A 23,812-nucleotide genomic window follows, 5' to 3' on the forward strand; every position below is an offset into this window, starting at 1 on the left:
GGGCTCCCGTTCGGCGTCGACCCGTCCCGAGCCTCGCCCGACGACGGTGTTGGATGGCGGCATGGCCGAACCTACCGCCCTCACCACCGCGCAGATCCGGTCCGTCCCCAAGGTGCTGCTGCACGACCACCTCGACGGCGGCCTGCGCCCGGCCACGATCCTCGAGCTGGCCGACGAGGTCGGGCACGCCCTGCCCGCGGACGACGCCGCGTCGTTGGGCCGCTGGTTCACCGAGTCCGCGGACAGCGGGTCGCTGCCGCGCTACCTGGAGACCTTCGACCACACCGTCGCGGTGATGCAGCGCGCCGACCACCTGCGCCGCGTCGCCCGCGAGTGCGTCGAGGACCTGGCCGCGGACGGCGTGGTGTACGCCGAGGTGCGCTACGCCCCCGAGCAGCACCTCGCCGCCGGGCTGACCCTCGACGAGGTGGTGCGCGCCGTGCAGGACGGCATCGACGAGGGCACCGGGACGGTCGCGGCCGGCGGCGGCCGGGCCGTCGTCGTACGCCAGCTGCTGACCGCGATGCGGCACGCGGCCCGCTCCCGCGAGATCGCCGAGCTGGCCGTGGCCCACCGCGACGCCGGGGTGGTGGGGTTCGACATCGCCGGCGCGGAGGCGGGCTACCCGTCCACCCGGCACCTCGACGCCTTCGAGCACATGAAGCGCAGCAACGCCCACTTCACGATCCACGCGGGCGAGGCGTTCGGGCTGCCCTCGATCTGGGAGGCGCTGCAGTGGTGCGGCGCCGACCGGCTGGGTCACGGCGTACGCCTCATCGACGACATCGAGGTCCTCGACGACGGCGAGGTGCGGCTGGGTCGGCTGGCCTCCTACGTGCGCGACCGGCGGGTGCCGCTCGAGCTGTGCCCGCACTCCAACGTGCAGACCGGGGCGGCCGCCTCGATCGCCGAGCACCCGATCGGCCTGCTGGCCCGGCTGAAGTTCCGCGTCACGGTCAACACCGACAACCGGCTGATGAGCGGCACCTCGATGACGCGCGAGATGCAGGCCCTGGTCGAGGCCTTCGGGTGGGGGCTGGAGGACCTGCGCTGGGTGACGGTCAACGCGATGAAGTCGGCCTTCGTCCACTTCGACCAGCGGCTCGCGATCATCGAGGACGTCGTCAAGCCGGCGTACGCCGAGGCGCTGCGCGGCTGACCGGACGGCCCGCAACACGCCGGTGGCGACCATCCGACATCGGGCCCTGCGGGCGAGACAACGGGGGCGTCGTCGGGGAGGGTGAGGCCCGTGCCGTCCAGCGGTCCCGGTCCCCGGGTGCCGCTCGCACGGGCGCGGAGACGGCGATCGGGGGGATCGCCGTCTCGTCGCGCGGGCGACGGAGGTGCTGCTCAGCCGCAGATTCTGCGAGCATGCCCTGCATGGACGTCATCGACCACGGTCACGTTCTCGGGGAGACGCCTGACATCCGCCGGCTGCGGGAGCAGTCCGACGAGGTCGAGCGGCTCGTGGGGGACCTGGCCGCAAGCAACGCCCGGGGGGGCGAGGAGGTGCGACCCGTGGTGGGGCTCGGCGCCCTCGTCGCGGAGCTCAAGCGCCTCGAGCCGACCGCCACCCGCGTCTCCCGCGTGCTCCAGCCGGACTACTCCTACGACCCCGAGGACCCGGGGGTCGAGCTGACCCAGCGGGCCGAGGCGCGCGGCGTCCAGCAGCAGCTGATCACCTCGCCGCAGTCGCTGCGCACGCACCCGCTGCTGAGCTCGATCTTCCCGCGCGTGCAGAGCGGACCGGTCTTCCTGCGCGCCATGGTCATCGACGAGGCGTCCGCGCTGATCGGCGGCCGCCCCGACGCGTTCGGCAACCGGGTCTCCTGGAGCACCCGCGCGCCCCAGGTCGTCGCCGCGGTGCTCGAGGTCTGGGAGGCCACGGTGCGGCTCTCCAAGCCCGCGCTGGCCCCGGGGGAGCAGCCGCCCCTGACCCGCCGTCAGCTCGACGTGGCCCGGCTGCTGTGCATCGGCGAGAAGGACAAGTCGATCGCTCGGCTGCTCGACCTCTCGGCCCGCACCGTGGAGCGCGAGGTGAGCGCGATCCTGCGCGCGCTGCAGGCCACCAGCCGCACCGAGGCGGTGCTGCTGATGCGCGGCCGCGGCGTCAACGGCGGCTGGTCGGAGCTGTCGGACCCGGTCGGTCCCTGAGCCGCCCGATCGCGACCCGCGCCTCCTCGGGGCTGCAGACCTCGCAGCCCAGCAACCGGGCGTGCGCCACCACGGCGCGCTGGGCGCGGAGCAGGTGCAGGCCGCGGCGCACCAGCACCCACGGCGGCTTGCGGTGCTCGCTGAGGTCGCGCGAGAGTCGCCGGGCGAAGGTGACAGCCGGGTGCTGGGTCACGCAGTACGCCGCCGCGAGCAGCCCGCGCCGGCGGCACTCCGCGACCACCTCCTGCGCGAAGATCCCCTCGGCCACGACGAGCGTCGCGCCGGCCAGCCCGACGACGCGGTGGCCGGTGCGGGCGTTGGCCGCGATCTCGTAGACCGGCGCGTCGACGGAGCCGGTGCGGCACAGCTCCTCGAGCGCCGCGACGGCGGCGTCGTGGTTCCAGGAGCCGGGGGCGTCCCAGTCGACGACGGGCTCCCCGCCGGCCAGGTCGAGCACCGGCAGGGTCGGGTCGTCGCCGTCCTTGTAGAAGTCGTCGAGCCGCAGCACCGGGAGCCCGAGCCGCTCGGCGAGCCGGGACTTGCCCGACCCCGAGGGGCCGGCGAGCACGACGACGTGAGCCAGGAGTGGCAGGTCGGGCACTCAGAGGCCCATCGGGTGCCAGACCGTCTTGGTCTCCAGGAAGTCGGTCATCCGGTCCAGGCCCGGGGTGGCCAGCCAGTCCTCCGCGGCCGGGCGGCGGACGCGCTTGAGGTTGTCGGCGGCCGCGATCTCCAGGTTGCGGGCGGCCTCGGGGTCCTCGACACCGGTGAGGTCGATGGCGTTGACGTCCATGTGGGAGGCCAGCCACGGGGCGATCTCATCCTGCGGCCCGGTGAGCACGTTGACGACGCCGCCGGGCACGTCGGAGGTCGCCATCACCTCGGCCAGCGTGATCGCGGTGAGCGGGTGCGGCTGGCTGGCGATGACGACGCAGGTGTTGCCGGTCGCGATGACCGGGGCGACCACGCTCACCAGCCCGAGCAGCGGCCCGGCGGGGGCGACGACGGCCACGACGCCGGTCGGCTCGGGCGCGGAGTGGTTGAGGTAGGGCCCGGAGACCGGGTTGGCGCCCCCGACCACCTGGGCGAGCTTGTCCGACCACCCGGCGTACCAGACCAGGCGGTCGACCGCGGCGTCGACGTAGGTGCGGGCCCGCGAGGTGGTGATCCCCTCGGCGGTGCGCAGCTCGGCCTCGAACTGGTCGCGGCGGCTCTCGAGCACCTCGGCCACGCGGTAGACCACCTGACCCCGGTTGTACGCCGTGCGGCCGGACCAGCCGTCGAAGGCCTTGCGCGCGGCGACGACCGCGTCGCGGGCGTCCTTGCGCGAGGCCCGCGAGGCGTGGGCCCAGAACCGGCCCTTGGCGTCCTCGACGGCGTAGGAGCGGCCCGACTCCGAACGGGGGAAGGCCCCGCCGAGGTAGAGCTTGTAGGTCTTGCGTACGTCGGCGCGCGTCATCGCTCGCTGCCCTTCAGGTAGGGGGCCAGGCCGTGACGGCCGCCCTCGCGGCCGTAGCCCGACTCCTGGTAGCCGCCGAACGGGCTGGCCGGGTCGAACTTGTTGAACGTGTTGGACCACACCACGCCGGCGCGCAGCCGGGCAGCGGTCCACAGGATCCGCGAGCCCTTGTCGGACCACACCCCCGCCGAGAGGCCGTACGGCGTGTTGTTGGCCTTCGCGACCGCCTCCTGCGGCGTCCGGAAGGTCAGCACCGACAGCACCGGACCGAAGATCTCCTCGCGGGCGATCCGGTGGGCCTGGCTGACGCCGGTGAACAGCGTCGGGGCGAACCAGCTGCCCTTCGCGGGCAGCTCGCACGGCACCGACCAGCGCTCGGCGCCCTCGGCCTCGCCGACGCCCACCAGCTCCTGGATCCGACCGAGCTGCTCGGGGGAGTTGATGGCGCCGACGTCGGTGTTCTTGTCGAGCGGGTCGCCGACCCGGAGCGTGGCCATCCGGCGCTTGAGCCGCTCGAGGACCTCCTCGGCCACCGACTCCTGGACGAGCAGCCGCGAGCCGGCGCAGCAGACGTGGCCCTGGTTGAAGAAGATGCCGTCGACGATGCCCTCCACGGCCTGGTCGACCGGGGCGTCGTCGTAGACGATGTTGGCGGCCTTGCCGCCGAGCTCGAGGGTCACCTTCTTGCCCGTGCCGGCGACGCTGCGGGCGATGGCCTTGCCGACCTCGGTGGAGCCGGTGAAGGCGACCTTGTCGACGTCGTCGTGGGCGACGACCGCGTGGCCGGTCGCGCCGGCGCCGGTGACGATGTTGACCACGCCCGGGGGCAGGTCGGCCTGCTGGCAGATCTCGGCGAAGAGCAGCGCCGTGAGCGGCGTGGTCTCGGCCGGCTTGAGCACGACGGTGTTGCCGGCGGCCAGCGCGGGCGCGACCTTCCAGGCCAGCATGAGGAACGGGAAGTTCCAGGGGATCACCTGGCCGGCGACGCCGAGGGACGCAGGGCTGGTGCCGAGGCCGGCGTGCTCGAGCTTGTCGGCCCAGCCGGCGTAGTAGAAGAAGTGGGCGGCGGCCGTCGGGACGTCGACGTCACGGGCCTCCTTGATCGGCTTGCCGTTGTCGAGGGTCTCCAGCACCGCGATCTCGCGGGCCCGCTCCTGCACCAGCCGGGCGATCCGGAAGAGGTACTTGCCGCGCTCGCTGCCGCTCATCCGCGACCACACCCGGGTGTGCGCCCGCCGGGCGGCCTTGACCGCGTCGTCGACGTCGCGCTCGTCGGCCTCGGCGACCTCGGCGAGCACCTCCTCGGTGGCGGGGTCGGTGGTCGTGAACGGCGTGCCGCGCCCGTCGACGAACTCGCCGTTCACGAACAGGCCGTACGACGCCCGCAGCGTCACCGCCGACCGGGACTCGGGGGCAGGGGCGTACTCGAAGGTGGCCATCGTCAGTCCATCGTCACGTAGTCGGGACCGCTGTAGCGGCCGGTGGTCAGCTTGGTGCGCTGCATCAGCAGGTCGTCGAGCAGGCTGGAGGCGCCGAAGCGGAACCAGTCGGGGTCCAGCCAGTCGGGCCCGGCGACCTCGTGGACCATCACGAGGTGCTTGATCGCGTCCTTGGTGGTGCGGATGCCGCCGGCGGGCTTGACGCCGACCTGCTGGCCGGTGGCGATGCGGTAGTCGCGGACCGCCTCGAGCATCACCAGCGTCACCGGGAGGGTGGCCGCGGGCTGCACCTTGCCGGTCGAGGTCTTGATGAAGTGGGCGCCGGCCATCATCGCCAGCCAGCTGGCCCGGCGTACGTTGTCGTAGGTCTGGAGCTCGCCGGTCTCGAGGATCACCTTGAGGTGCGCGCTCCTCCCGTCCGGGAGGGCGCAGGCCTCCTTGACCGCCACGATCTCGTCGTGGACGTCGAGGTAGCGGCCGCTGAGGAAGGCGCCGCGGTCGATGACCATGTCGATCTCGTCGGCGCCGGCCTCGACGGCGTCACGGGTGTCGGCGAGCTTGACGTCGAGCGCGGCGCGGCCGCTCGGGAAGGCGGTCGCGACGGAGGCGACGTGCACGCCGGAGTCCCCGAGGGCGTCGACGGCGTGGGGGACCATGTCGGGGTAGACGCACACCGCCGCGGTCGCGGGGCAGGTGGGGTCGAGCGGGTCGGGTCGCTGGGCCTTGGCCGACAGTGCGCGGACCTTGCCGCGGGTGTCCGAGCCCTCCAGCGTGGTGAGGTCGACCATCGAGATGGCCAGGTCCACGGCGTACGCCTTGGCGGCGGCCTTGATCGAGCGGGTGCCGAGCCCGGCGGCGCGCTGCTCGGCGCCGACCTGGTCGACCCCCGGGAGGCCGTGCAGGAAGCGTCGTAGCGCGGCGTCGGACGCGGTGGCGTCGTGCAGCGGGGCCGTGGGAGTCACCGCGCCATCGTAGGTAAGGCCAGACCCGGGCGCACATCGGCGGTGGCCCGGGTCCGGCGTCAGGGGGGCGGGGGTGAGCCCGCGGGGAGGTCAGCCCTCGAGCGAGGCGTCCAGGGTGATCTCGACGCCGGTCAGCGCCTTGCTCACGGGGCAGCCGGCCTTGGCGTCCTGGGCGGCCTTCTCGAAGCCGGCCGCGTCGAGGCCCTCGACCTCACCGACGACGGTGAGCTTGATGCCGGTCAGCCTGAAGCCGCCGTCGGCCTCGTCCGGGCCGAGCGAGACGGCGGCGGTCACGTCGAGGGACTGGGGCGTGCCGCCCGCCTCGGCGATCAGGGCCGAGAGCTGCATGGCGTAGCAGGACGAGTGCGCAGCGGCGATGAGCTCCTCGGGGCTGGTGGTGCCACCGGCCTCGTCGGCCGCGCGCTTGGGGAAGGAGACGTCGTAGGTGCCGACCTGGGAGCTGCTGAGCTCGACCTGGCCCGAGCCCTCCTGCAGCGAGCCGTTCCAGGCGGTGCGAGCGGTACGAGTGGGCATGGTGCTCTCCTTCACGTCGGGGATGAGGTCCCGTGCACTTGTCTTGTGCACAAGATGATCGTAGGCACGCTAAGATTCGTCCCACAAGTGGTTCAGCGGAAAACTTTCTCCTCGGAGGTCTCCATGAGCGCGACGACCGACCCGCCGCCGGTGCGCGGCCTCGACGAGCTGCTCTGCTTCGACCTGTACGCCGCGTCGCGCGCGGTCACGGCCTTCTACCGGCCGCTGCTCGACGAGCTCGGCCTGACCTACCCGCAGTACCTCGTGCTCGTGGCGCTGCCGGCCGAGGGCGCGGTCGCGGTGAAGCGGATCGGGCACGACCTCGAGCTCGACCACGGCACGCTCACCCCGCTGCTGCGGCGGATGGAGCAGGCGGGCCTGCTGACGCGGCGCCGCAGCACCGCCGACGAGCGCCGGGTCGAGGTGGCACTGACCCCCGAGGGGCGCCGGCTGCGGCTGCGCTTCGACGACGTGCAGTGCAAGGTCGGCGAGGCGGTCGGTCTCGACGACGCGGAGTTCCGGGCGCTGCAGGCCTCGCTGGTGCGCCTGACCCGCGCCGTACGCCGGGCCGCGGACACCCCGGCCGACAGTTAGCGATCGTTAACGTCGCGGGGCTAGCATGCCCCGCATGACCTTCGAGCTCTCCGAGGACCACGAGTCGTTCCGTCGCGTCGTACGTGACTTCGCCGAGAAGGAGATCGCGCCCCACGCGTCCCAGTGGGACCGCGACCACCACTTCCCGGTCGACGTGGTGGCCTCGATGGGGCAGCTGGGGCTGTTCGGCCTGACCGCGCCGGAGGAGTTCGGCGGCGCGGGCGAGGACGGCGACTTCACCTCGCTGTGCGTGGCGATCGAGGAGATCGGCCGGGTCGACCAGTCGCTCGGCATCACGCTGCAGGCGGGCGTGGGGCTCGGCATCAACCCACTCCTGGAGTACGGCACCCAGGCCCAGAAGGAGCGCTGGCTGCCCGACCTCGTCGCCGGCACCGCGCTCGCCGGCTTCGGCCTGACCGAGCCCGGCGCGGGCTCCGACGCCGGCGCCACCCGGACCAAGGCCGAGCTCGACGGGGGCGAGTGGGTCGTCAACGGCGCCAAGCAGTTCATCACCAACTCCGGCTCCTCGGTCACCAGCCTGGTCACCGTGACGGCCCGGACCGGCGAGCGGCCCGACGGCCGCCCCGAGATCTCCGCCATCATGCTGCCGAGCGGGACGCCCGGCTTCACCGCCGAGAAGGCCTACGACAAGCTCGGCTGGCACGCCTCGGACACCCACCCGCTGTCCTTCAGCGACGCCCGCGTGCCGGAGGACCACCTGCTCGGCGAGCGGGGTCGCGGCTACGCCCAGTTCCTCGCCACCCTCGACGACGGCCGCGTCGCCATCTCGGCGCTCTCGGTCGGCTGCATCCAGGCGTGCCTCGACATGGCACTGGCCTACGCGGGGGAGCGCCAGACCTTCGGCGGGCCGATCGGGCGCAAGCAGGGCGTCGCCTTCCAGATCGCCGACCTCGAGGTGATGCTGCACGCCAGCCGCGGCCTCACCTACCGCGCCGCCGCCCTCAAGGACGCCGGCGCCCCGATGAAGCAGTTCAAGCAGGCGGCCGCCGTCGCCAAGCTCTACTCCACCGAGTCGGCCGTGACCGCCACCCGCATCGCCACCCAGGTCTTCGGCGGCTACGGCTTCATGGAGGAGTACCCCGTCGCCCGCTTCTACCGGGACGCCAAGGTCCTCGAGATCGGCGAGGGGACCTCCGAGGTCCAGCGGATGCTGATCGCGCGGGGGTTGGGGCTCCCGGTCGAGTAGGGCCGGGCAGTTTCACCGGCTAGCCGGTGAAACTGCCCGTCGATGTCCGGTTCGTCCCGATGCTGCGGCCGGTTTCACCGGCTAGCCGGTGAAACTGCCCATGTCCCGGCCCTACGCGGAGGGGGAGGACCAGAAGTCGGTCCAGGTGAAGCCGAGCTCGTCGAACATCAGGCGCAGCAGGGGGAGGCTGATGCCGACGACGTTGTGGGGGTCGCCGGTGACGCCGGAGACGAAGGCGCCGCCGAGGCCGTCGAGGGTGAAGGCGCCGGCGACGGCGAGGGGCTCACCCGTGGCGACGTACGCCGCGATCTCCTCGTCGGTGACGTGGGCGAAGCGCACCTGGGTGGCCGCCGAGCGGGCCAGCCAGACCTCGCGGTGGGTGTCGATGACGCAGTGGCCGGTGTGGAGCACGCCGGAGCGGCCGCGCATCTGCTGCCAACGGCGGGTGGCCTCGGCCTCGGTGCCGGGCTTGCCGAGGATCTCACCGTCGATCGAGAGCACCGAGTCGCAGCCGATGACCAGGGCGCGCTTCTCGTTCGAGGCGACCGCGACGGCCTTGAGCTGGGCCAGGCGCATCGTGTAGTCGGCGGGGCCGGCCTTGGGCACCGACTCCTCGTCGACGCCGCTGACCACGACCTCCGGCGAGAGGCCGGCGTCGCGCAGCGTCTTGAGCCGGGCCGGGGAGGCCGAGGCGAGGACGAGCTTGGGGACGCGGGCCACGTCAGCGGGCGCTGGCGCGCCAGGCGCCGGGTCCGTGGCGGTGCGGGCCGCGCACCAGGCGGTGGCGGGCCGACCACTCCGAGCGGGGAGCGGGGGAGTCGGGCGCCCCGCCGGACCCGGCGGCCGCGACCACCGCGACCAGGGCGGCGAGCTCCTCCGGCGAGGGGTCGCCCGTGACGACGCGCAGGAGCGGCCCGGGCTCGACCGAGGCCGGCGACCCCGACGTGGGCTCGACCGACGGGGACGGCTCCGACCCGCTCACAGCGGGATGTTCCCGTGCTTCTTGGGCGGCAGCGTCGCACGCTTGGTGGCCAGCAGCCGCAGCGCCCGGACCACCTCGATGCGGGTCTCGTGGGGCGCGATGACCGCGTCGACGTAGCCGCGCTCGGCGGCGACGTAGGGGTTGGCCAGCGTGTCCTCGTACTCCGCGATCAGCTCGGCCCGGCGCTGGTCGACGTCGCCGCCGTCCTCCTCGAGGGCCTTGAGCTCCTTGCGGTAGACGATGTTGGCGGCGCCCTGGGCGCCCATCACCGCGATCTGGGCGGTCGGCCAGGCGAGGTTGATGTCGGCGCCGAGGTGCTTGGAGCCCATCACGTCGTAGGCCCCGCCGTAGGCCTTGCGGGTGATGATCGTGACGAGGGGGACGGTGGCCTCGGCGTAGGCGTAGATCAGCTTGGCCCCGCGTCGGATGATGCCGTTCCACTCCTGGTCGGTCCCGGGCAGGAAGCCGGGCACGTCGACGAAGGTGAGCACCGGGATGTTGAAGGCGTCGCAGGTGCGGACGAAGCGCGCGGCCTTCTCGCTGGCGTCGATGTCGAGGGTGCCGGCGAACTGCATCGGCTGGTTGGCCACGACGCCGACCGACCTCCCCTCGACCCGGCCGTAGCCGACGACGATGTTGGGGGCGAAGAGCTCCATCACCTCGAGGAACTCGCCGTCGTCGACGACGCCGGCGATGACGGTCTTCATGTCGTAGGGCTGGTTGGCGCCGTCGGGGATGACGGTGTCGAGCTCGCGGTCCTCGTCGGAGACCTCCATCGAGGCGGGGTCGTCGTAGGTCGGGGGCTCGTCCATGTTGTTCTGCGGGAGGTAGGAGAGCAGCGCCTTGGTGTACTCCAGGGCGTCCTGCTCGTCGGTGCCCATGTAGTGGGCGTTGCCCGACTTGGTGTTGTGGGCGCGGGCGCCGCCGAGGTCCTCCATCGTGACGTCCTCGCCGGTGACGGTCTTGATGACGTCGGGACCGGTGATGAACATGTTGGAGGTGCCGTCGACCATCACGGTGAAGTCGGTGACGGCGGGGGAGTAGACGTGGCCGCCGGCGCAGGACCCCATGATCAGGCTGATCTGCGGGATGACGCCCGAGGCGTGCACGTTGCGGCGGAAGATCTCGCCGTACAGCCCGAGGGAGACCACGCCCTCCTGGATGCGGGCGCCGGCGCCCTCGTTGATGCCGATGATGGGGCAGCCGGTCTTCATGGCGAGGTCCATCACCTTGGTGATCTTCTCGCCGTAGACCTCGCCCAGCGAGCCGCCGAAGACGGTGAAGTCCTGGGAGAACACGCACACCTGGCGGCCGTCGATCGTGCCGTAGCCGGTGATCACGCCGTCGCCGTAGGGCCGGTTCTTCTCCAGGCCGAAGGCGACCGAGCGGTGCCGGGCGAGCTCGTCGAGCTCGACGAAGGAGCCCTCGTCGAAGAGCATCTCGATGCGCTCGCGGGCGGTCTGCTTGCCCTTGGCGTGCTGCTTCTCCACGGCCTTCGCGGACCCGGCGTGGACGGCCTCGTCGATGCGCCGCTGGAGGTCGGCCAGCTTGCCCTGGGTGGTGTGGATGTCGATGTCCTCGGGGACGTCCGTGCCTTCACCGGGTTGTGCGCTCAACGTCGGGCTCCTCGTGGGTCGTCGCGGCCGTGTCCTGGCCAGCCTCGCGTGCGTGCGCCAATCTAGACGGCATGAACGCCGAGCAGCCACGCCGCCCACCCCTCGACGCGGCCGCCGTGGGCGCCACCGGCCGCTGGCGGGTGGAGGTGGTGGAGAGCTCCGGGTCGACCAACGCCGACGTGGCGCAGCGGTACGCCGGGGGCGAGACCGGGGGGCTGGTGCTGGTCGCCGAGCACCAGACCGCGGGCCGCGGCCGGCTCGGGCGGGAGTGGGTCAGCCCCGCCCGCAGCTCGCTCACGGTGTCGTTCCTGCTCGTTCCCGCCGCCGACGTCGCCCCCGCCCGGTGGGGCTGGCTGCCGTTGGCGACCGGCCTGGCCACCGCTGCCGCCGTACGCCGCACCACCGGCGTGGACGTCGCGCTGAAGTGGCCCAACGACGTGCTCGCCGACGACGGGCGCAAGCTCGGCGGCATCCTGCTCGAGCGGGTGGACCGCGACGGCACGCCCGCCGCCGTGATCGGGATCGGCCTGAACTGCTCCCAGTCGCAGGACGAGCTGCCGGTGCCCGGGGCGACCTCGCTGGCGCTGGTCGGTGCCGCCGACGTCGACCGGGCCCGGGTGCTCGGCGCGCTCGTCGAGGAGCTCGACGGGTCGCTGGAGCGGTGGGCCGGGGGCGAGGACCTGCGGGCGGCGTACGTCGGGGAGTGCGCGACCCTGGGCCGGCAGGTCCGGGTGACCGTGCCGGGCGGGGAGGTGCTGGGCGAGGCCGTCGACGTCGACGCGGACGGCCGGCTGGTGGTCCGCACCGAGGCGGGCGAGGAGCACCTGGGCGCCGGGGACGTCGTGCACGTCCGTCCCGCCGGCGCGTCGTGACCGGGGCCGCGCGCGCCCGTCGCAAGCCCGGCGAGGCCCCCACGGCGGTGGCATGATCGCGCTGTGGTGATCTCCTCCAAGCTCCTCGACGACGGCGAGCGGGTCCTCGTGGGCACCCGCACCCACGTCAAGGCGCTGCTGCTCCCCGCGCTGCTGCTGGTGGTGACGGCCGGGCTGGCGGGCTTCCTGAGCACCCTGCCCGGCGGCGAGCGCGCGGGCACCTGGCGACTGGTGATCTGGGTCGTGGCGCTGCTGGTGGTGCTCCGGGCGAGCGTGCTGCCGTTCCTGCGCTGGCTCTCGACGACCTACGTCGTCACCGACCGCCGGCTGATCACCCGCACCGGGCTGCTGACCCGCACCGGCCACGAGATCCAGCTCGACCGGATCAGCGACATCACCTACGAGAAGGGGCTGCTCGACCGGGTCCTGGGCTGCGGCACGCTGGTCGTCTCCGACGCCGGCGAGATGGGGATCCGGCTGCCCGACCTCCCCCGGGTCGAGCAGACCCAGCTCGCCGTCAGCCGGCAGCTCTACCGCTCCTCGAGGCCGCATGACGACGCCTGAGGACCTCGAGCGCGCCATCCTCGGCGCCGTCCCCGGGCTGACCGGGGAGGAGATCTCGTCGCGCGCCGGCCTGACCCGCGAGCAGTCGCAGCGGCTGTGGCGGGCGCTGGGGTTCCCCGAGGCGGGCGGGAGCGCCGCGTTCGGCACCGCCGACGAGGAGGCGCTGCACCGGGTCGCCTCGATCCTGGAGGAGGGCACCGTCGACTTCGAGACGGTGCTGCGGATGACCCGCGCGCTGGGCCAGACGATGGACCGGCTGGCCGAGTGGGAGGTGGCCACGATGGCCACGGCGCTGGAGCGCACCGGCGGCGAGGAGCCGCGCACCGAGGAGGCGCTGCGGCTGATCCGCGACATCGGGCCCGACTTCGAGGCGTTGCTCGCCTACGTCTGGCGACGCCACCTCGTGGCGGCCGTCGCCCGCGTCGAGTCCGTCGAGGCCGCCGACGAGCAGATCGCCGAGGCCACCGTCGGGTTCGCCGACCTGGTCAGCTTCAGCGCGCTGACCAACCGGCTCCGCGACGACGAGATCGGCGACCTGGTCGAGGTCTTCGAGGGCCGCAGCCACGACGTCGTCTCGCGCTGGCGCGGCCGCGTGGTCAAGACGCTGGGCGACTCGGTGCTCTTCATCGCCCCCACGCCTGCGGACGCCGTCGAGATCGCCTGGGACATCGTCAAGGTGATCGGCGGCGACAAGCGCCTGCCCGACGTGCGCGTCGGCCTGGTCACCGGCTCGGTCGTGATGCGGATGGGCGACGTCTACGGCCCCGCTGTCAACCTCGCGGCGCGGCTCACCGGGGTGGCACGCCGCAACCGGGTGATCACCGACGTGCACACCGCCTCGGTGCTGCCGGCGGACCGCTTCGAGACGCGCACGCTCCCCGCGCGACCGGTGCGGGGCTTCGGCGACCTGCAGCCCGTCGCCGTACGCCGCAGCCCGCCCTGACCAGGCCCGCGGAGCACCTCACAGGAAGTCGGCCGGGTCGAACTCCTCGATGGCGAGGACGCGGATGCGCGGCAGCCTCGTCTTGAAGGCGTTGACGTCGTACTCCAGGTCGAGGAACTCCAGCCCGCGGGCCTCCAGCGCCCGGAAGCCGGCGTTGCGGAACTCCTGGAACGCCATCTGGCCGACCCGGCGGGTGCCGACCAGCTGCTCCATCTGCGGGATGAAGTCGCCGTCGTTGCTGACCAGGACGACGTCGTCGTCGCGGTCGCGCAGCGCCTCGAGGGTGCGCTGGATGGCGATGTCGACGACCTTCTCGGCCGGACCGCCCCGCAGCGGCACCGGGCGGTAGCCGATGCTGATCAGCGCCTGCACGAAGCTCATCGGCAGCTCGTCCTTGACCGCCAGGAAGAACAGTCCGCTGACCGGCTGGCCCCACTGCGCCTCGGCGTACGTCAGCAGGCGCTCCCAGCGGGGCCGCTCCTCCGGGTTGGGCCGTCGTCCGAAGACCGACGCGCCGAGGGTGGCGTCGATGTTCTCGCCGTCGACCAGGACGTACGTCGTGCGCGCGCTCTCGCTGCCGCCACCGCTCATGGGCCGACCCTATGCCCGGGGGACCCCCGCGGCCCCGGATCGGTAGGGTCGGCGCGTGGCCACCCTCGCTCCCACCGTCGCCGTGATCGGGGGCGGCCAGCTCGCCCGCATGATGGCCGAGCCGGCGGCCGCGCTCGGCATCCCGCTCCGCCTGCTCGCCGAGGCCGAGGGGGTGAGCGCCGCGCAGGTCGTGCCCGACCACGCCGTCGGCGACTACACCGACCTCGACACGCTGCGCCGGGTCACCGAGGGCTGCGCGGTGGTCACCTTCGACCACGAGCACGTGCCGACCGACCACCTCCACGCCCTCGAGGCGACGCTGCCGGTGCGTCCGGGGCCCGACGCGCTGGTGCACGCCCAGGACAAGGCCGTGATGCGCGCCCGGCTCGCCGAGCTCGACGTGCCGTGCCCGCGCAACGCGGTGGTGGCCTCGGTCGCCGACGTGGAGGCCTTCGGGCTGCCGTGCGTGCTCAAGACGACGCGCGGCGGCTACGACGGCAAGGGCGTGTGGTTCGTCGGCAGCCCCGCGGAGGCCGAGGCGGTCTTCGCCACGGCCGCCGAGCAGGGCCGCACCCTCCTGGCCGAGGAGCGGGTCGACTTCCGTCGCGAGCTGTCCGCGCTGGTCGCGCGCTCGCCCTCGGGACAGGTGGCGGTCTGGCCGGTCGTGGCCTCCACCCAGCGCGACGGCATCTGCCACGAGGTCGTGGCGCCCGCACCCGACCTCGACCCGGAGCTGGCGCTCCAGGCGCAGCGCGCCGCCATGCGGATCGCCGGTGAGCTGGACGTGACCGGCGTGCTGGCCGTGGAGCTGTTCGAGACCCGCGACGGCCGCATCCTGGTCAACGAGCTGGCGATGCGGCCCCACAACACCGGCCACTGGACCCAGGACGGCGCGGTCACCAGCCAGTTCGAGAACCACCTGCGGGCCGTGCTCGACCTGCCGCTCGGGGCGCCCGACGCCCGCGAGCGCTGGACGGTGATGGTCAACATCCTGGGCGGCACGCGCGAGACGGGGCGGCTGTACGACGGCTTCCCCCACGCCATGGCCCGCGACCCCCGCCTCCGGGTGCACCTCTACGGCAAGGAGCTGCGGCCCGGCCGCAAGGTCGGGCACGTCAACGCCTACGGCGACGACCTCGAGGACTGCCTCGAGCGCGCCCGGCACGCCGCGGCGTGGTTCGCGGGCGACCTCGGTGAGGAGAGCGAATGAGCGACCAGCCCCGGGTCGGCATCGTGATGGGGTCGGACTCCGACTGGCCCACGATGCAGGCCGCCGGCGAGGCGTGCGCGGAGTTCGACGTCGCCTTCGAGGCCGACGTGGTCTCGGCGCACCGGATGCCCGACGAGATGCTGGCCTACGGCCGCGAGGCCGCCGGCCGCGGGATCCAGGTCGTCGTCGCGGGCGCCGGAGGCGCGGCCCACCTGCCGGGCATGCTCGCCGCGGTCACGCCGCTGCCGGTGATCGGGGTGCCGGTGGCGCTGAAGTACCTCGACGGCATGGACTCGCTGCTCTCCATCGTGCAGATGCCCGCCGGCGTCCCGGTCGCGACCGTCGCCGTCGGCAACGCCCGCAACGCGGGCCTGCTCGCCGTGCGGATCCTGGCCGCCGCCGACGCGGGGCTGCAGCAGCGGATGGTCGAGTTCCAGGCGAGCCTGCGCGACGCCGCGCACGCCAAGGGCCAGGTCGTGCGCGACGCGGCCTCGGGGGCGCGCCGCACCGGCTTCTAGGGGACCGGCCGTCCGGGACCGCGCCTAGGGTGTCCCCGTGCTCTCCGGATCGGGTCGCCGTGCCCTGGTGATGTCGCTGTGCGGGCTGCTCGTGGCGCTGGGGACGTGGTCCGTGACCGGCCCCGCCGCCGCGGCCACCGACGACCAGCTGGTGCTGGTGCTCGACTCGTCGGGCTCGATGGCCGAGAGGGTCGGCGGGCGCCGCAAGATCGACATCGCCAAGCGGGCGCTGTCCGGCGTCGTCGACGGCCTGCCCGACGAGGCCCGGGTGGGGCTGCGTGTCTACGGCGCGGAGGTCTTCGAGCGCACGGACCCCGGCGCGTGCACCGACTCCCAGCTGGTGGTGCCGATCGGCACCGACAACCGGCCCGAGCTGCGCGACGCGGTGGCCGGCTACGAGCCGTTCGGCGAGACCCCGATCTCCTACAGCCTGCGGCAGGCCGCGAACGACCTCGGCCCCGACGGCAAGCGCACGGTCCTGCTGGTCTCCGACGGCGAGGAGACCTGCGACGCCGACCCCTGCGCCACCGCCGCGGCCCTGGCGAGGGCCGACGTCGAGGTCAAGATCGACGTCGTCGGCCTCGCGGTCAGCGGGCGCACCCGCGACCAGCTCCGCTGCGTCGCCGAGCGCGGCAACGGCACCTACTACGACGCCGACAGCGCCGACGACCTGACCGCCTCCCTCGACAAGCTCGCCACCCGTGCCTTCCGGCCGTTCCGGCTGACCGGCACGGCGGTGACCGGGACGGCGGACCGCGCCGACGCCCCCGAGCTGCGCCCCGGGCAGTACCTCGACACCTTCCCCGGACGTGAGGAGCCGCTGCTCTACCGGCTGCCCCGCACCGCGACGGGCACGACGCTGCGGGCCGGGATCACCACGCAGCCCGCCGGGTCGGTCGCCACCGCCGCGGTGCGGCTGCGCCGGGCCGACGGCAGCGAGTGCGGCAACGGGCTGGCCCAGGCCATCGCCATCGGCGGCAGCAGCCCGCTGGTGTCCGGGGAGACCGACTCGTGGCGCAGCAGCGGCGACGGCGAGTGCACCACCGAGGACGACCTGCTCGTCGAGGTCGTGTCCTACGCCGAGGAGCTGGCCGGCACGCCCTTCGAGCTCGTGGTGAGCGAGGAGCCCCCCGTGAGCGGCACCGCGGGACTGCCGCCCGCCGTGCAGGAGGTCCGCTGGGAGCGGATGCCGACCGGGGGCGCCGTGCAGGCGCCGCCGGTGCCGGGCAGCAGCCTCTCCGACGCGCCGACCCTGGAGCCCGGGCGCTACCGCACCACCGTGCTCACCGGCGAGAGCCAGGTGTACGCCGTCGAGGCCGACTGGGGCCAGCGGGTGCAGGTCACCGCCACGGTGGCGCCGCGCCGGGGAGCGCTGGCCGAGGCGCTCAGCGTCTCCGACAGCCTCGACCTCCAGCTGCTCGCGCCCGGACGTGGCCGCTACGTCAACGTGCGACTCACCGGCGAGCCCGAGCAGACCACGACGATGGCGGTGGACGCGACACCGTTCCGGGTCAGCGGGTCGACCCCGGCGGTGCGCTACCTCAACCGCACGTCGAGCGGCAGCGAGACCTACGCCGCGGTCCCCGGCACGCAGTACGTCGTGCTCAACCTCGACCGGTCCGCCGAGGACGCCTTCCTGGTGCCCTACACCCTCGACGTCGAGGTGGTCGGCGAGGCGGGCGAGGGGGCCCCGGCGTACGACGAGGAGGCGAGCGCGTCCCCGACGCCGAGCGAGGACACGTCCCCGGACGCGGCTGCGGAGAGCAGCGACCCGGCGGCGTCGGAGGAGGCCGAGAGCCCCGACGAGCAGGGCCCGCCGGTGGTGCTGCTGTCCGGGCTGGGCGTGATGCTGCTCGCCGTCGCCGGGGCGGCGTACGTGCTGTGGCGCCAGCGGCGGCGCCGGTCGGCCTGACCCCGTCGCTCAGCGGCCCGGCATCGCCGCCGGTGCGTCGAGGAACCGGTCGGCGGTGAGCGGCAGCGACCGCACGCGTACGCCGGTGGCGTGGAAGGTCGCGTTGGCGACCGCCGCCGAGGTGCCGACGATGCCGATCTCGCCGATGCCGCGCGAGCCCATCGGGGTGGCGAGGGTGTCGCTCTCCTCCAGCCACTCGACCTGGAGGTCGTGGACGTCGGCGTGCGAGGCGACGTGGTAGCTCGCGAGGTCCTGGGTCACGACGTGGCCGTACCGCGGGTCGCGCACCGACTCCTCGAACAGCGCCGCCCCGAGGCCCATCGTCATCGCGCCGAGGAACTGCGAGCGGGCCAGCACGGGGTTCACGATGCGCCCGACGGAGTAGACGCCGAGCATCCGCGGGACGCGGATCTCGCCGGTCCACCGGTGCACCCGCGCCTCGGCGAAGACCGCGCCGAAGGAGTGCATCGCGTGCTCCTGCTGCCGCGGGTCGGCCTCGCCCCCCGCGGTGCTCTCCGCGCCCGGGCTGGGGTGCTCGCCGTGGTCCTCGCGGAGCTGCTCGACCGCGGCCGCGACCGCGCCGCCCCACGAGCTGGTGCCGGCCGACCCGCCCGCCACCGTGGCCGGGGGCAGGTCGGTGCTGGCGATCTCCACGTCGACCGAGGCGACCGGGCAGCCGAGGGCGTCGGCCGCGATCTGGGCCAGGACGGTCCAGGCGCCGGTGCCGATGTCGACCGCACCGACCTCCACGCGGTAGCGGCCGCCCTCCAGCGCGACCACCCGCGCCTGGTTGCCCGGCATGACGTAGGTCGGGTAGGTGGCCGACGCCATGCCCGTGCCCACCCACCAGTCGCCGTCCAGCGTCGAGCGGGGGGCGTCGATGCGCGAGGCCCAGCCGAACCGGTCGGCGCCCCGGTGCAGGCAGTCGACGAGCCTGCGGTCGTTCCAGGGCTGGTCGTCCTCGGGGCTGCGCGGCGGGTCGTTGAGCTCGCGCAGCGCGACCGGGTCGACCCCGGCGGCGACGGCCAGCTCGTCCATCGCGACCTCGAGCGCGTGGGCGCCCGGCAGCTCGCCCGGCGCGCGCATCCACGACGGCACGGCCACGTCGAGCCGGGCGAGCCGGTGGCTGGTGCGGCGGTGCTCCCCGGCATACATCATCCGGCTGATGGTGGCCGTCTGCTCCGCGAACTCCTTGATGGCCGAGGTCTGCTCGAGCACCTCGTGGCCGACGGCCGAGATCCGCCCGTCGCGGTCGGCGCCCAGCCGCATCCGCGAGATGGTCGCGGTGCGGTAGCCGGCCAGCGCGAACAGCTGCTGCCGGGTCAGCACCAGCTTGACCGAGCGGCCCGGCACCGCCTTCGCTGCCAGCGCGGCGACGACCTCGTGGCAGTGGGGCAGGCCCTTGGAGCCGAACCCGCCGCCGACGTACGGCGCCAGCACCTGCACCTGTGACTGCTCGAGGCCGAAGAGCGGCGCGAGCGTCCTGGCGACGGGGTGGACGCCCTGGGTGGAGTCGTGCAGCACCAGCGGCTGGTCGGCGCCCTCGTCCCAGCGCGCGATGGTCGCGTGGGGCTCCATCGGGTTGTTGTGGTGGTAGGGCGTGGCGTAGGTCTGCTCGACCGTCACGGTCGCCTCGGCCATGGCCGCGTCGAGGTCGCCGACGTCGGAGTCGGTGGGGTAGCCCGCGTTGACCTTCTCCGGGGCGTGGGTCGCCGCCTCGGGCGTGAAGTCGACGTGGTGCTGCTCGGCGTCGTAGGAGACGGCGACGAGAGACGCGCCCTCGCGGGCGGCCTCGAGGGACTCGGCGAGCACGACGGCGACGACCTGGCCGCGGAAGCCGACCCGGTCGTCCTGGAGCACGGCCAGCTCGCGGTCCTCGGTCCGGTCCAGGCGCGGGGCGCTGGTGTGGTCGAGGACCTCGACGACCCCGGGGTGGGCGAGCGCCGGCGCCGCGTCGACGGAGGTGGCTCGGCCCCTGGCGATCGTCGACTGCACGACGACGGCGTGGAGCGCGTCCTGGGCGTGCTCCGCGGCGTACGTCGCGGTGCCGGTGACCTTGGCGCGCCCGTCGCGGCGTACGACGGAACGGCCCATCTCGCGGGCCTGGATCGGCCGCGCCGTACGGCTGCTCGGCTCCTGGGTGGTGCTCATGCGTCGACCCCCTCGGTCGTGGCGGCGCCCGCCCGGCGGGCGAGGCCGGTCAGCGCGTGGATGGTGGCGCCGCGCACCATGGCGGGCTTGTAGGCGTTGTCCGCAGTCGTGACGGCGTCGGACAGCTCGGCGTCGGCGGCCGCGGCGACGGTCTCCTCGGTGAGGACGTGCCCGCGCAGCCGGTCCTCGAGGGTGGTGGCGCGCCACGGCTTGTGGGCGACCCCGCCCCACACGACGCGCAGGTCGCGCACGGTGTCGCCGTCGAGGTCGACGGCGGCGGCGACGGAGACCAGCGCGAAGGCGTAGGACGCCCGGTCGCGCGCCTTGTAGTAGGTCGAGAGCCCCGACACGGGGGAGTCGGGCAGCTCGACGGCGACCACGAGGTCGCCGTGCTCGAGCACGGTGTCGTCCTGCGGCCGGTCGCCGGGCAGGCGGTGCAGCTCGGTCATCGGGACCCGGCGCTCCCCGCCGGGACCCTGCACGACCACCACGGCGTCGACCGCGGTCAGCGCGACGGCGAGGTCGGAGGGGTGGACGGCCACGCACGACTCCGAGGCGCCGAGGATGGCGTTGTAGCGGCCGTAGCCCTCGACCGCGGAGCAGCCGCTGCCGGGCTCGCGCTTGTGGCAGGGCGTGGTGACGTCCTGGAAGTAGACGCAGCGGGTGCGCTGGAGCAGGTTGCCGGCGGTGGTGGCCTGGTGCCGGATCTGGCCCGAGGCTCCCGCGAGCAGCGCACGGGCGACGGCGGGGTAGCGCTGCCGCACGACCGGGTGGGCGGCGAGGTCGCTGTTGCGGACGTTCGCGCCGACGCGCAGCCCGCCCTCGTGCGGCTCGATCGCGTCGAGGCCGAGCCGGGTGACGTCGACGAGCGTGCCGGGCCGGGCGACGCCCAGCTTGAGGTGGTCGACGAGGTTGCTGCCGCCGGCGATGAACCGCGCCTCGGCGTCGGCGGCCACGGCCTCGACGGCTCCGGCGACGTCGTCGGGGCGGAGGTAGGTGAAGGTCCTCATCGGGCCGCCTCCTCGGTGGTGGTGGGGCCGTCCGTGGCGACGCCCGCGGCGTCCTTGATGGCGGCGAGGATGTTGACGTAGGCGCCGCAGCGGCACAGGTTGCCGCTCATCCGCTCCCGCAACTCGTCATCGAGGTGGTCGTCGTCGAGGTCGACCTCGGCCTCGAGGTCGTCGGTGACGTGGGAGGGGTGGCCCTGCTCGAGCTCGGCGAGCGCGCCGACGGCCGAGCAGACCTGGCCGGGCGTGCAGTAGCCGCACTGGTAGGCGTCCCGGTCGAGGAAGGCCTGCTGCACGCGGTGCAGGTCGCCCTCGCCGCCGCCCTCGGTGGCGGCGAGGCCGTCGGCGGTGGTCAGCGCGGCGCCGTCGTGCTGCACGGCGAGGCTGAGGCAGGTCAGGTGGCGACGGCCGTCGAGCAGCACGGTGCACGAGCCGCACTGGCCGTGGTCGCACCCCTTCTTGACGGTCGTGACGCCGAGCCGCTCGCGCAGCGTGTCCAGGAGCGTGGAGCGGACGTCGACCTCCACCTCGTGCGCCCGACCGTCGACGGTCAGCGTGAGGCGGTGGCCGGTGCCCTGGGGGGAGGTTCCGGTCGGGGTGGTCACGGGGTGGGAGTACCCAGGCGGGAGGGCGGCTCACCGGGTCCGGGACCGGCAGCGGTCAGTCGCGGACCCGACCGCGCAGCTGCTTGACCTGGGAGCGGCGCTTCTTGCCCTCGGCCCGGCGACGCTGCGAGCCGCGCGTGGGCTTGGTCGGCACGCGAGGGAGCGGGGGCGGGGCGAGGGCCTCGCGCAGCCGGTCGGCCAGGCGCTGGCGGGCGGCGAGCCGGTTGCGGTGCTGCGAGCGGTGCTCCGAGGCGGTGACCGCGAGCCGCGGCCCGAGGGTGCGTACGACGCGCTCGCGCTGCGCGTCCGAGAGGGCGCTCGTCGTGGTGAGGTCGAGGAGCACCTCCACCCGGCTGTCGGTGGTGTTGACCGACTGTCCGCCCGGGCCCGACGAGCGGCTGAACCGCTCGACGAGGTCGCCCTCCGGCACGGTCAGCCCCGACGGGACGCCCGGCCCGGGACGCAGCTGCAGACCCGCCCCCACACCGCGTCCGCCGTCCACCGAGACCATGGGACCAGGCTAGGGCGCGTGCCCCGTCGCTGCGGGGCGGGACCTTCGACCCTGGTGCGGCGTACGTCGACGGGTTCGGCTTGGTCCATGGCCGAGACCGACCTCACCGACCGCACGGCCGTCCCGCGGCCGCCCAGCTTCGACGTCCTGCCCCGGGAGCGGTGCCGGGAGCTGCTGTCCGCCACGACCGTGGGCCGCATCGCCTTCACGGGGCGCGACGGACCGGTGCTGCTGCCGGTCAACTACCGGGTCGTGGGCGACGCCGTGGTGCTGCGCACCTCGTCGTCGGGGACCCTGGCCCAGCTGGCCGGGGCGGAGACCGAGGTGGTCTTCGAGGTCGACTACCACGCCCCGATGTCGCGCTCGGCCTGGAGCGTCCTGGTCCGGGGCACCGCGCGGGTGGTCGAGGACCCCCACGTGCTGGACGCCGCCGAGGCCTCCCGCGGCGTCTCGTGGGTGCCGGGTGACCACGCGCTCGTCCTCGCCGTCACGATGGATCGGGTGACCGGCCGCAGCGTCGGGTAGTCACCGCCCCCGGTGGTCGCCGTCACGGTGAGCCCCGGTCGTCGCCCATCGGGCCGCCCGGCATCATGCCGCCGTCGCTCCAGGACCGGCCGAACCACGCCCTCGACCACCGGTGCATCTGGACGATCTCGGCGGACTGGTCGCGGACGATCGTCCTGGCCAGGGAACCGAGCTCCGCGTGCTCGAGCCGGTCGCTGCCCAGCAGCCGGCGCGCCATCATCACCGCGGTCATGTGGTGCTGCGTCATGTCGACCAGGAACGTCTCGTCGAGCCGGTCACCGTCGAGCCGGGTGAGGTCGCGCATCATCGGGTCGTACGTCGACGTGGCCGGAGCCCCGCCGTACCACTGCGACGACCAGGTCCGCATCCGGTCGACCTGGGCCGTCTGGTCGGCGACGATGCGCCGGCCGAAGGCCCGCATCTCGGACCGCTCCGAGCGGCGCAGCTCGCGGGCGGCGGTGATCGCCTCCTCGTGGTGGGCGACCATGTCGGCCAGGAAGCGCTCCTCGCCGACGTCCGCGCCCATGCCTGGACCCGTGCCCGAGCCCGTGCCCGCGCCTGGGCCCATGCCGGAGCCCGAGCCCGTGACGGGGTCCGACGGACCGCGCGAGGCGAGGCCGGCTCCGACGGCGGCCCCGCCGAGCGCGGCCAGGACCACCAGGGCCGTGACGGCGGCCAGCAGGCCCCGGGACAGGTGTCGGCGGGAGGAGGAGGTGGGTCCGGAAGCGCTCATGCAGCCAGGCTCGGCTGCCGGCGTCCGGCCGACCAGGGGCGGGAGGCACCCGTCAGGAGGACCCGCGTCCCGTCCCGTCCGCGATGTCGGCCGGGACGTCGGCGAGCGGTCGGGGAGGGGTGCGGGTCGTGACGCGCACGACCCCCGCGACGGAGGCTGCGCTCGCCTCCGCGACGGCACGGTCCTCGGTGGTCGTGGGTCCGGTGACGACCACCGACCCCGCGACGACGTCGACCTGCCACTCCGGGTGGAGGAGGTCGCCGAACAGCGCCACCACCTCGTCACGGATCGCCTGGTCTCCCCGGGCGCGGACGCGGACGAGGTCGCTGCGGCTGATGATGCCGACCAGGGTCCCGGCGTCGTCGACGACGGGGAGGCTCTTGAAGCCGTGGGTGCGCATCAGCACGACCACCTCGGCGACGTCGGTGGCCGCGTGCACGGTGAGGGCGGGGGAGGTCATCACCTCGCCGACCGTCCGGCCGGTCGCGTCGCGGGGCTCCGGCGGTGGCCGCAGGTGGGCGCGCCGGTCGGGCGGGAAGGCGTCCTGCAGCAGGTCGGCCTCGCTCACCACCCCGAGCACGGCCCGGTGCTCGTCCACGACCGGCGCCGCCGAGATCCCGTGGGTGGCCAGGTCGGCGGCGGTCTCCTCGAGGGTGCGTGTCGTGCCGACCGTGACCGGGTCGGGGGTCATCGCGTCGCGGACGAGCATGGGGGTCCTCCGTG

General features: G+C 74.0%; 26 protein-coding genes. 11 read left to right on the forward strand and 15 right to left on the reverse strand.

What is annotated here, in order from left to right:
* Positions 1-61 precede the first annotated feature (61 nt).
* Positions 62-1,159, forward strand: coding sequence for an adenosine deaminase (locus tag EDD33_RS05190; RefSeq protein WP_211332428.1), 1,098 nt, complete (start codon positions 62-64; stop codon positions 1,157-1,159).
* A gap of 221 nt (positions 1,160-1,380) precedes the next feature.
* Positions 1,381-2,154 (forward strand): helix-turn-helix transcriptional regulator, encoded by a 774-nt coding sequence (locus EDD33_RS05195; RefSeq protein ID WP_170169703.1) that lies wholly within the window; start codon positions 1,381-1,383, stop codon positions 2,152-2,154.
* Here EDD33_RS05195 and EDD33_RS05200 read toward each other — a convergent pair.
* From EDD33_RS05200 to EDD33_RS05220, 5 genes are all read right to left on the reverse strand, one after another.
* Complete coding sequence (locus EDD33_RS05200; RefSeq protein WP_246003372.1) at positions 2,111-2,755, reverse strand: uridine kinase family protein; 645 nt, start codon at positions 2,753-2,755, stop codon at positions 2,111-2,113. The genes EDD33_RS05195 and EDD33_RS05200 overlap by 44 nt on opposite strands.
* Positions 2,756-3,613, reverse strand: coding sequence for an aldehyde dehydrogenase family protein (locus EDD33_RS05205; RefSeq protein ID WP_123389397.1), 858 nt, complete (start codon positions 3,611-3,613; stop codon positions 2,756-2,758).
* On the reverse strand, positions 3,610-5,052 hold the full coding sequence (locus tag EDD33_RS05210) for an aldehyde dehydrogenase family protein (protein ID WP_123389398.1): 1,443 nt from the start codon (positions 5,050-5,052) through the stop codon (positions 3,610-3,612). Before EDD33_RS05210 ends, EDD33_RS05205 begins: the two co-directional genes overlap by 4 nt.
* Before the next feature lie 2 nt (positions 5,053-5,054).
* On the reverse strand, positions 5,055-6,014 hold the full coding sequence (gene deoC / locus EDD33_RS05215; RefSeq protein WP_246003373.1) for a deoxyribose-phosphate aldolase: 960 nt from the start codon (positions 6,012-6,014) through the stop codon (positions 5,055-5,057).
* A 90-nt stretch (positions 6,015-6,104) separates the two neighbouring features.
* Positions 6,105-6,548 (reverse strand): OsmC family protein, encoded by a 444-nt coding sequence (locus EDD33_RS05220; RefSeq protein WP_123389399.1) that lies wholly within the window; start codon positions 6,546-6,548, stop codon positions 6,105-6,107.
* Positions 6,549-6,671: 123 nt separating this feature from the next.
* Between EDD33_RS05220 and EDD33_RS05225 the strand changes: the two genes are divergently transcribed.
* Together EDD33_RS05225 and EDD33_RS05230 are read left to right on the forward strand one after the other, a co-directional pair.
* On the forward strand, positions 6,672-7,142 hold the full coding sequence (locus tag EDD33_RS05225; protein WP_123389400.1) for a MarR family winged helix-turn-helix transcriptional regulator: 471 nt from the start codon (positions 6,672-6,674) through the stop codon (positions 7,140-7,142).
* Between the two features lie 34 nt (positions 7,143-7,176).
* Positions 7,177-8,349, forward strand: a complete 1,173-nt coding sequence (locus EDD33_RS05230; protein ID WP_123389401.1) for an acyl-CoA dehydrogenase family protein — start codon at positions 7,177-7,179, stop codon at positions 8,347-8,349.
* A gap of 111 nt (positions 8,350-8,460) precedes the next feature.
* Here the strand turns inward: EDD33_RS05230 and EDD33_RS05235 are convergent, their stop codons facing one another.
* Genes EDD33_RS05235 through EDD33_RS05245 form a run of 3 tightly spaced genes read right to left on the reverse strand, consistent with a single transcriptional unit; the run spans position 8,461 to position 10,947 of the window.
* Positions 8,461-9,069 carry a Maf family protein gene (locus tag EDD33_RS05235; protein ID WP_123389402.1) on the reverse strand — a complete coding sequence of 203 codons (609 nt, stop codon included), beginning with the start codon at positions 9,067-9,069 and terminating at the stop codon, positions 8,461-8,463.
* Position 9,070: 1 nt separating this feature from the next.
* Positions 9,071-9,331: an acyl-CoA carboxylase subunit epsilon gene (locus EDD33_RS05240; RefSeq protein WP_123389403.1), complete on the reverse strand. Its 261-nt coding sequence runs from the start codon at positions 9,329-9,331 to the stop codon at positions 9,071-9,073.
* Positions 9,328-10,947: an acyl-CoA carboxylase subunit beta gene (locus EDD33_RS05245; RefSeq protein ID WP_123389404.1), complete on the reverse strand. Its 1,620-nt coding sequence runs from the start codon at positions 10,945-10,947 to the stop codon at positions 9,328-9,330. Before EDD33_RS05245 ends, EDD33_RS05240 begins: the two co-directional genes overlap by 4 nt.
* A gap of 71 nt (positions 10,948-11,018) precedes the next feature.
* On the opposite strand from EDD33_RS05245, the gene EDD33_RS05250 reads away from it, so the two are divergent.
* The 3 genes from EDD33_RS05250 to EDD33_RS05260 all read left to right on the forward strand — a co-directional run bounded on the left by EDD33_RS05250 (position 11,019) and on the right by EDD33_RS05260 (position 13,326).
* Positions 11,019-11,819, forward strand: coding sequence for a biotin--[acetyl-CoA-carboxylase] ligase (locus tag EDD33_RS05250; protein ID WP_123389405.1), 801 nt, complete (start codon positions 11,019-11,021; stop codon positions 11,817-11,819).
* Positions 11,820-11,882: 63 nt separating this feature from the next.
* The gene (locus EDD33_RS05255; RefSeq protein WP_123389406.1) at positions 11,883-12,383 is read left to right on the forward strand and encodes a PH domain-containing protein; all 501 of its coding nucleotides are present in this window, start codon (positions 11,883-11,885) and stop codon (positions 12,381-12,383) included.
* Positions 12,370-13,326, forward strand: a complete 957-nt coding sequence (locus tag EDD33_RS05260) for an adenylate/guanylate cyclase domain-containing protein (protein WP_123389407.1) — start codon at positions 12,370-12,372, stop codon at positions 13,324-13,326. Before EDD33_RS05255 ends, EDD33_RS05260 begins: the two co-directional genes overlap by 14 nt.
* 18 nt (positions 13,327-13,344) lie before the next feature.
* Here EDD33_RS05260 and EDD33_RS05265 read toward each other — a convergent pair whose 3' ends face one another.
* Entirely contained in the window at positions 13,345-13,917 is a 573-nt protein-coding gene (locus EDD33_RS05265) for an NYN domain-containing protein (protein ID WP_123389408.1), read from the reverse strand.
* Between the two features lie 55 nt (positions 13,918-13,972).
* Between EDD33_RS05265 and EDD33_RS05270 the strand changes: the two genes are divergently transcribed.
* Genes EDD33_RS05270 through EDD33_RS05280 form a run of 3 tightly spaced genes read left to right on the forward strand, consistent with a single transcriptional unit; the run spans position 13,973 to position 17,557 of the window.
* On the forward strand, positions 13,973-15,127 hold the full coding sequence (locus EDD33_RS05270) for a 5-(carboxyamino)imidazole ribonucleotide synthase (protein WP_123389409.1): 1,155 nt from the start codon (positions 13,973-13,975) through the stop codon (positions 15,125-15,127).
* Complete coding sequence (gene purE / locus EDD33_RS05275) at positions 15,124-15,645, forward strand: 5-(carboxyamino)imidazole ribonucleotide mutase (protein ID WP_123389410.1); 522 nt, start codon at positions 15,124-15,126, stop codon at positions 15,643-15,645. The genes EDD33_RS05270 and purE overlap by 4 nt, the downstream gene beginning before the upstream one ends.
* Before the next feature lie 37 nt (positions 15,646-15,682).
* Entirely contained in the window at positions 15,683-17,557 is a 1,875-nt protein-coding gene (locus tag EDD33_RS05280) for a vWA domain-containing protein (RefSeq protein WP_123389411.1), read from the forward strand.
* Between the two features lie 9 nt (positions 17,558-17,566).
* Here EDD33_RS05280 and EDD33_RS05285 read toward each other — a convergent pair whose 3' ends face one another.
* The 4 genes from EDD33_RS05285 to arfB are packed head-to-tail and all read right to left on the reverse strand — an operon-like array spanning position 17,567 to position 21,831.
* A complete protein-coding gene (locus EDD33_RS05285; protein ID WP_123389412.1) occupies positions 17,567-19,708 on the reverse strand; it encodes a xanthine dehydrogenase family protein molybdopterin-binding subunit in 2,142 nt (713 codons plus the stop codon).
* A complete protein-coding gene (locus tag EDD33_RS05290) occupies positions 19,705-20,718 on the reverse strand; it encodes an FAD binding domain-containing protein (protein WP_123389413.1) in 1,014 nt (337 codons plus the stop codon). The genes EDD33_RS05285 and EDD33_RS05290 overlap by 4 nt, the downstream gene beginning before the upstream one ends.
* Positions 20,715-21,320 (reverse strand): 2Fe-2S iron-sulfur cluster-binding protein, encoded by a 606-nt coding sequence (locus EDD33_RS05295; RefSeq protein ID WP_123389414.1) that lies wholly within the window; start codon positions 21,318-21,320, stop codon positions 20,715-20,717. The genes EDD33_RS05290 and EDD33_RS05295 overlap by 4 nt, the downstream gene beginning before the upstream one ends.
* A gap of 55 nt (positions 21,321-21,375) precedes the next feature.
* Positions 21,376-21,831, reverse strand: a complete 456-nt coding sequence (gene arfB / locus EDD33_RS05300; protein ID WP_056537709.1) for an alternative ribosome rescue aminoacyl-tRNA hydrolase ArfB — start codon at positions 21,829-21,831, stop codon at positions 21,376-21,378.
* A gap of 87 nt (positions 21,832-21,918) precedes the next feature.
* Between arfB and EDD33_RS05305 the strand changes: the two genes are divergently transcribed.
* A complete protein-coding gene (locus tag EDD33_RS05305) occupies positions 21,919-22,356 on the forward strand; it encodes a pyridoxamine 5'-phosphate oxidase family protein (RefSeq protein WP_123389415.1) in 438 nt (145 codons plus the stop codon).
* Between the two features lie 22 nt (positions 22,357-22,378).
* Here EDD33_RS05305 and EDD33_RS05310 read toward each other — a convergent pair whose 3' ends face one another.
* Both EDD33_RS05310 and EDD33_RS05315 read right to left on the reverse strand, forming a co-directional pair.
* Positions 22,379-23,089 (reverse strand): DUF305 domain-containing protein, encoded by a 711-nt coding sequence (locus EDD33_RS05310; protein WP_123389416.1) that lies wholly within the window; start codon positions 23,087-23,089, stop codon positions 22,379-22,381.
* A 52-nt stretch (positions 23,090-23,141) separates the two neighbouring features.
* On the reverse strand, positions 23,142-23,798 hold the full coding sequence (locus EDD33_RS05315) for a CBS domain-containing protein (RefSeq protein ID WP_123389417.1): 657 nt from the start codon (positions 23,796-23,798) through the stop codon (positions 23,142-23,144).
* Positions 23,799-23,812: the final 14 nt, after the last annotated feature.

Origin of the sequence: Nocardioides aurantiacus, assembly GCF_003752505.1 — a bacterium.
Taxonomy (GTDB): Bacteria; Actinomycetota; Actinomycetes; order Propionibacteriales; family Nocardioidaceae; genus Marmoricola; species Marmoricola aurantiacus.

Excerpts from the sequence above, each read along its gene's own strand:
- arfB (WP_056537709.1), bottom strand. The coding sequence starts at position 21,831 with ATGGTCTCGGTGGACGGCGGACGCGGTGTGGGGGCGGGTCTGCAGCTG.
- EDD33_RS05285 (WP_123389412.1), bottom strand. The coding sequence starts at position 19,708 with ATGAGCACCACCCAGGAGCCGAGCAGCCGTACGGCGCGGCCGATCCAG.
- EDD33_RS05190 (WP_211332428.1), top strand. The coding sequence starts at position 62 with ATGGCCGAACCTACCGCCCTCACCACCGCGCAGATCCGGTCCGTCCCC.
- EDD33_RS05220 (WP_123389399.1), bottom strand. The coding sequence starts at position 6,548 with ATGCCCACTCGTACCGCTCGCACCGCCTGGAACGGCTCGCTGCAGGAG.
- EDD33_RS05260 (WP_123389407.1), top strand. The coding sequence starts at position 12,370 with ATGACGACGCCTGAGGACCTCGAGCGCGCCATCCTCGGCGCCGTCCCC.
- EDD33_RS05265 (WP_123389408.1), bottom strand. The coding sequence starts at position 13,917 with ATGAGCGGTGGCGGCAGCGAGAGCGCGCGCACGACGTACGTCCTGGTC.
- EDD33_RS05210 (WP_123389398.1), bottom strand. The coding sequence starts at position 5,052 with ATGGCCACCTTCGAGTACGCCCCTGCCCCCGAGTCCCGGTCGGCGGTG.
- EDD33_RS05290 (WP_123389413.1), bottom strand. The coding sequence starts at position 20,718 with ATGAGGACCTTCACCTACCTCCGCCCCGACGACGTCGCCGGAGCCGTC.
- EDD33_RS05315 (WP_123389417.1), bottom strand. The coding sequence starts at position 23,798 with ATGCTCGTCCGCGACGCGATGACCCCCGACCCGGTCACGGTCGGCACG.
- EDD33_RS05205 (WP_123389397.1), bottom strand. The coding sequence starts at position 3,613 with ATGACGCGCGCCGACGTACGCAAGACCTACAAGCTCTACCTCGGCGGG.
- EDD33_RS05250 (WP_123389405.1), top strand. The coding sequence starts at position 11,019 with ATGAACGCCGAGCAGCCACGCCGCCCACCCCTCGACGCGGCCGCCGTG.
- EDD33_RS05310 (WP_123389416.1), bottom strand. The coding sequence starts at position 23,089 with ATGAGCGCTTCCGGACCCACCTCCTCCTCCCGCCGACACCTGTCCCGG.
- EDD33_RS05305 (WP_123389415.1), top strand. The coding sequence starts at position 21,919 with ATGGCCGAGACCGACCTCACCGACCGCACGGCCGTCCCGCGGCCGCCC.
- EDD33_RS05230 (WP_123389401.1), top strand. The coding sequence starts at position 7,177 with ATGACCTTCGAGCTCTCCGAGGACCACGAGTCGTTCCGTCGCGTCGTA.
- EDD33_RS05225 (WP_123389400.1), top strand. The coding sequence starts at position 6,672 with ATGAGCGCGACGACCGACCCGCCGCCGGTGCGCGGCCTCGACGAGCTG.
- EDD33_RS05195 (WP_170169703.1), top strand. The coding sequence starts at position 1,381 with ATGGACGTCATCGACCACGGTCACGTTCTCGGGGAGACGCCTGACATC.
- purE (WP_123389410.1), top strand. The coding sequence starts at position 15,124 with ATGAGCGACCAGCCCCGGGTCGGCATCGTGATGGGGTCGGACTCCGAC.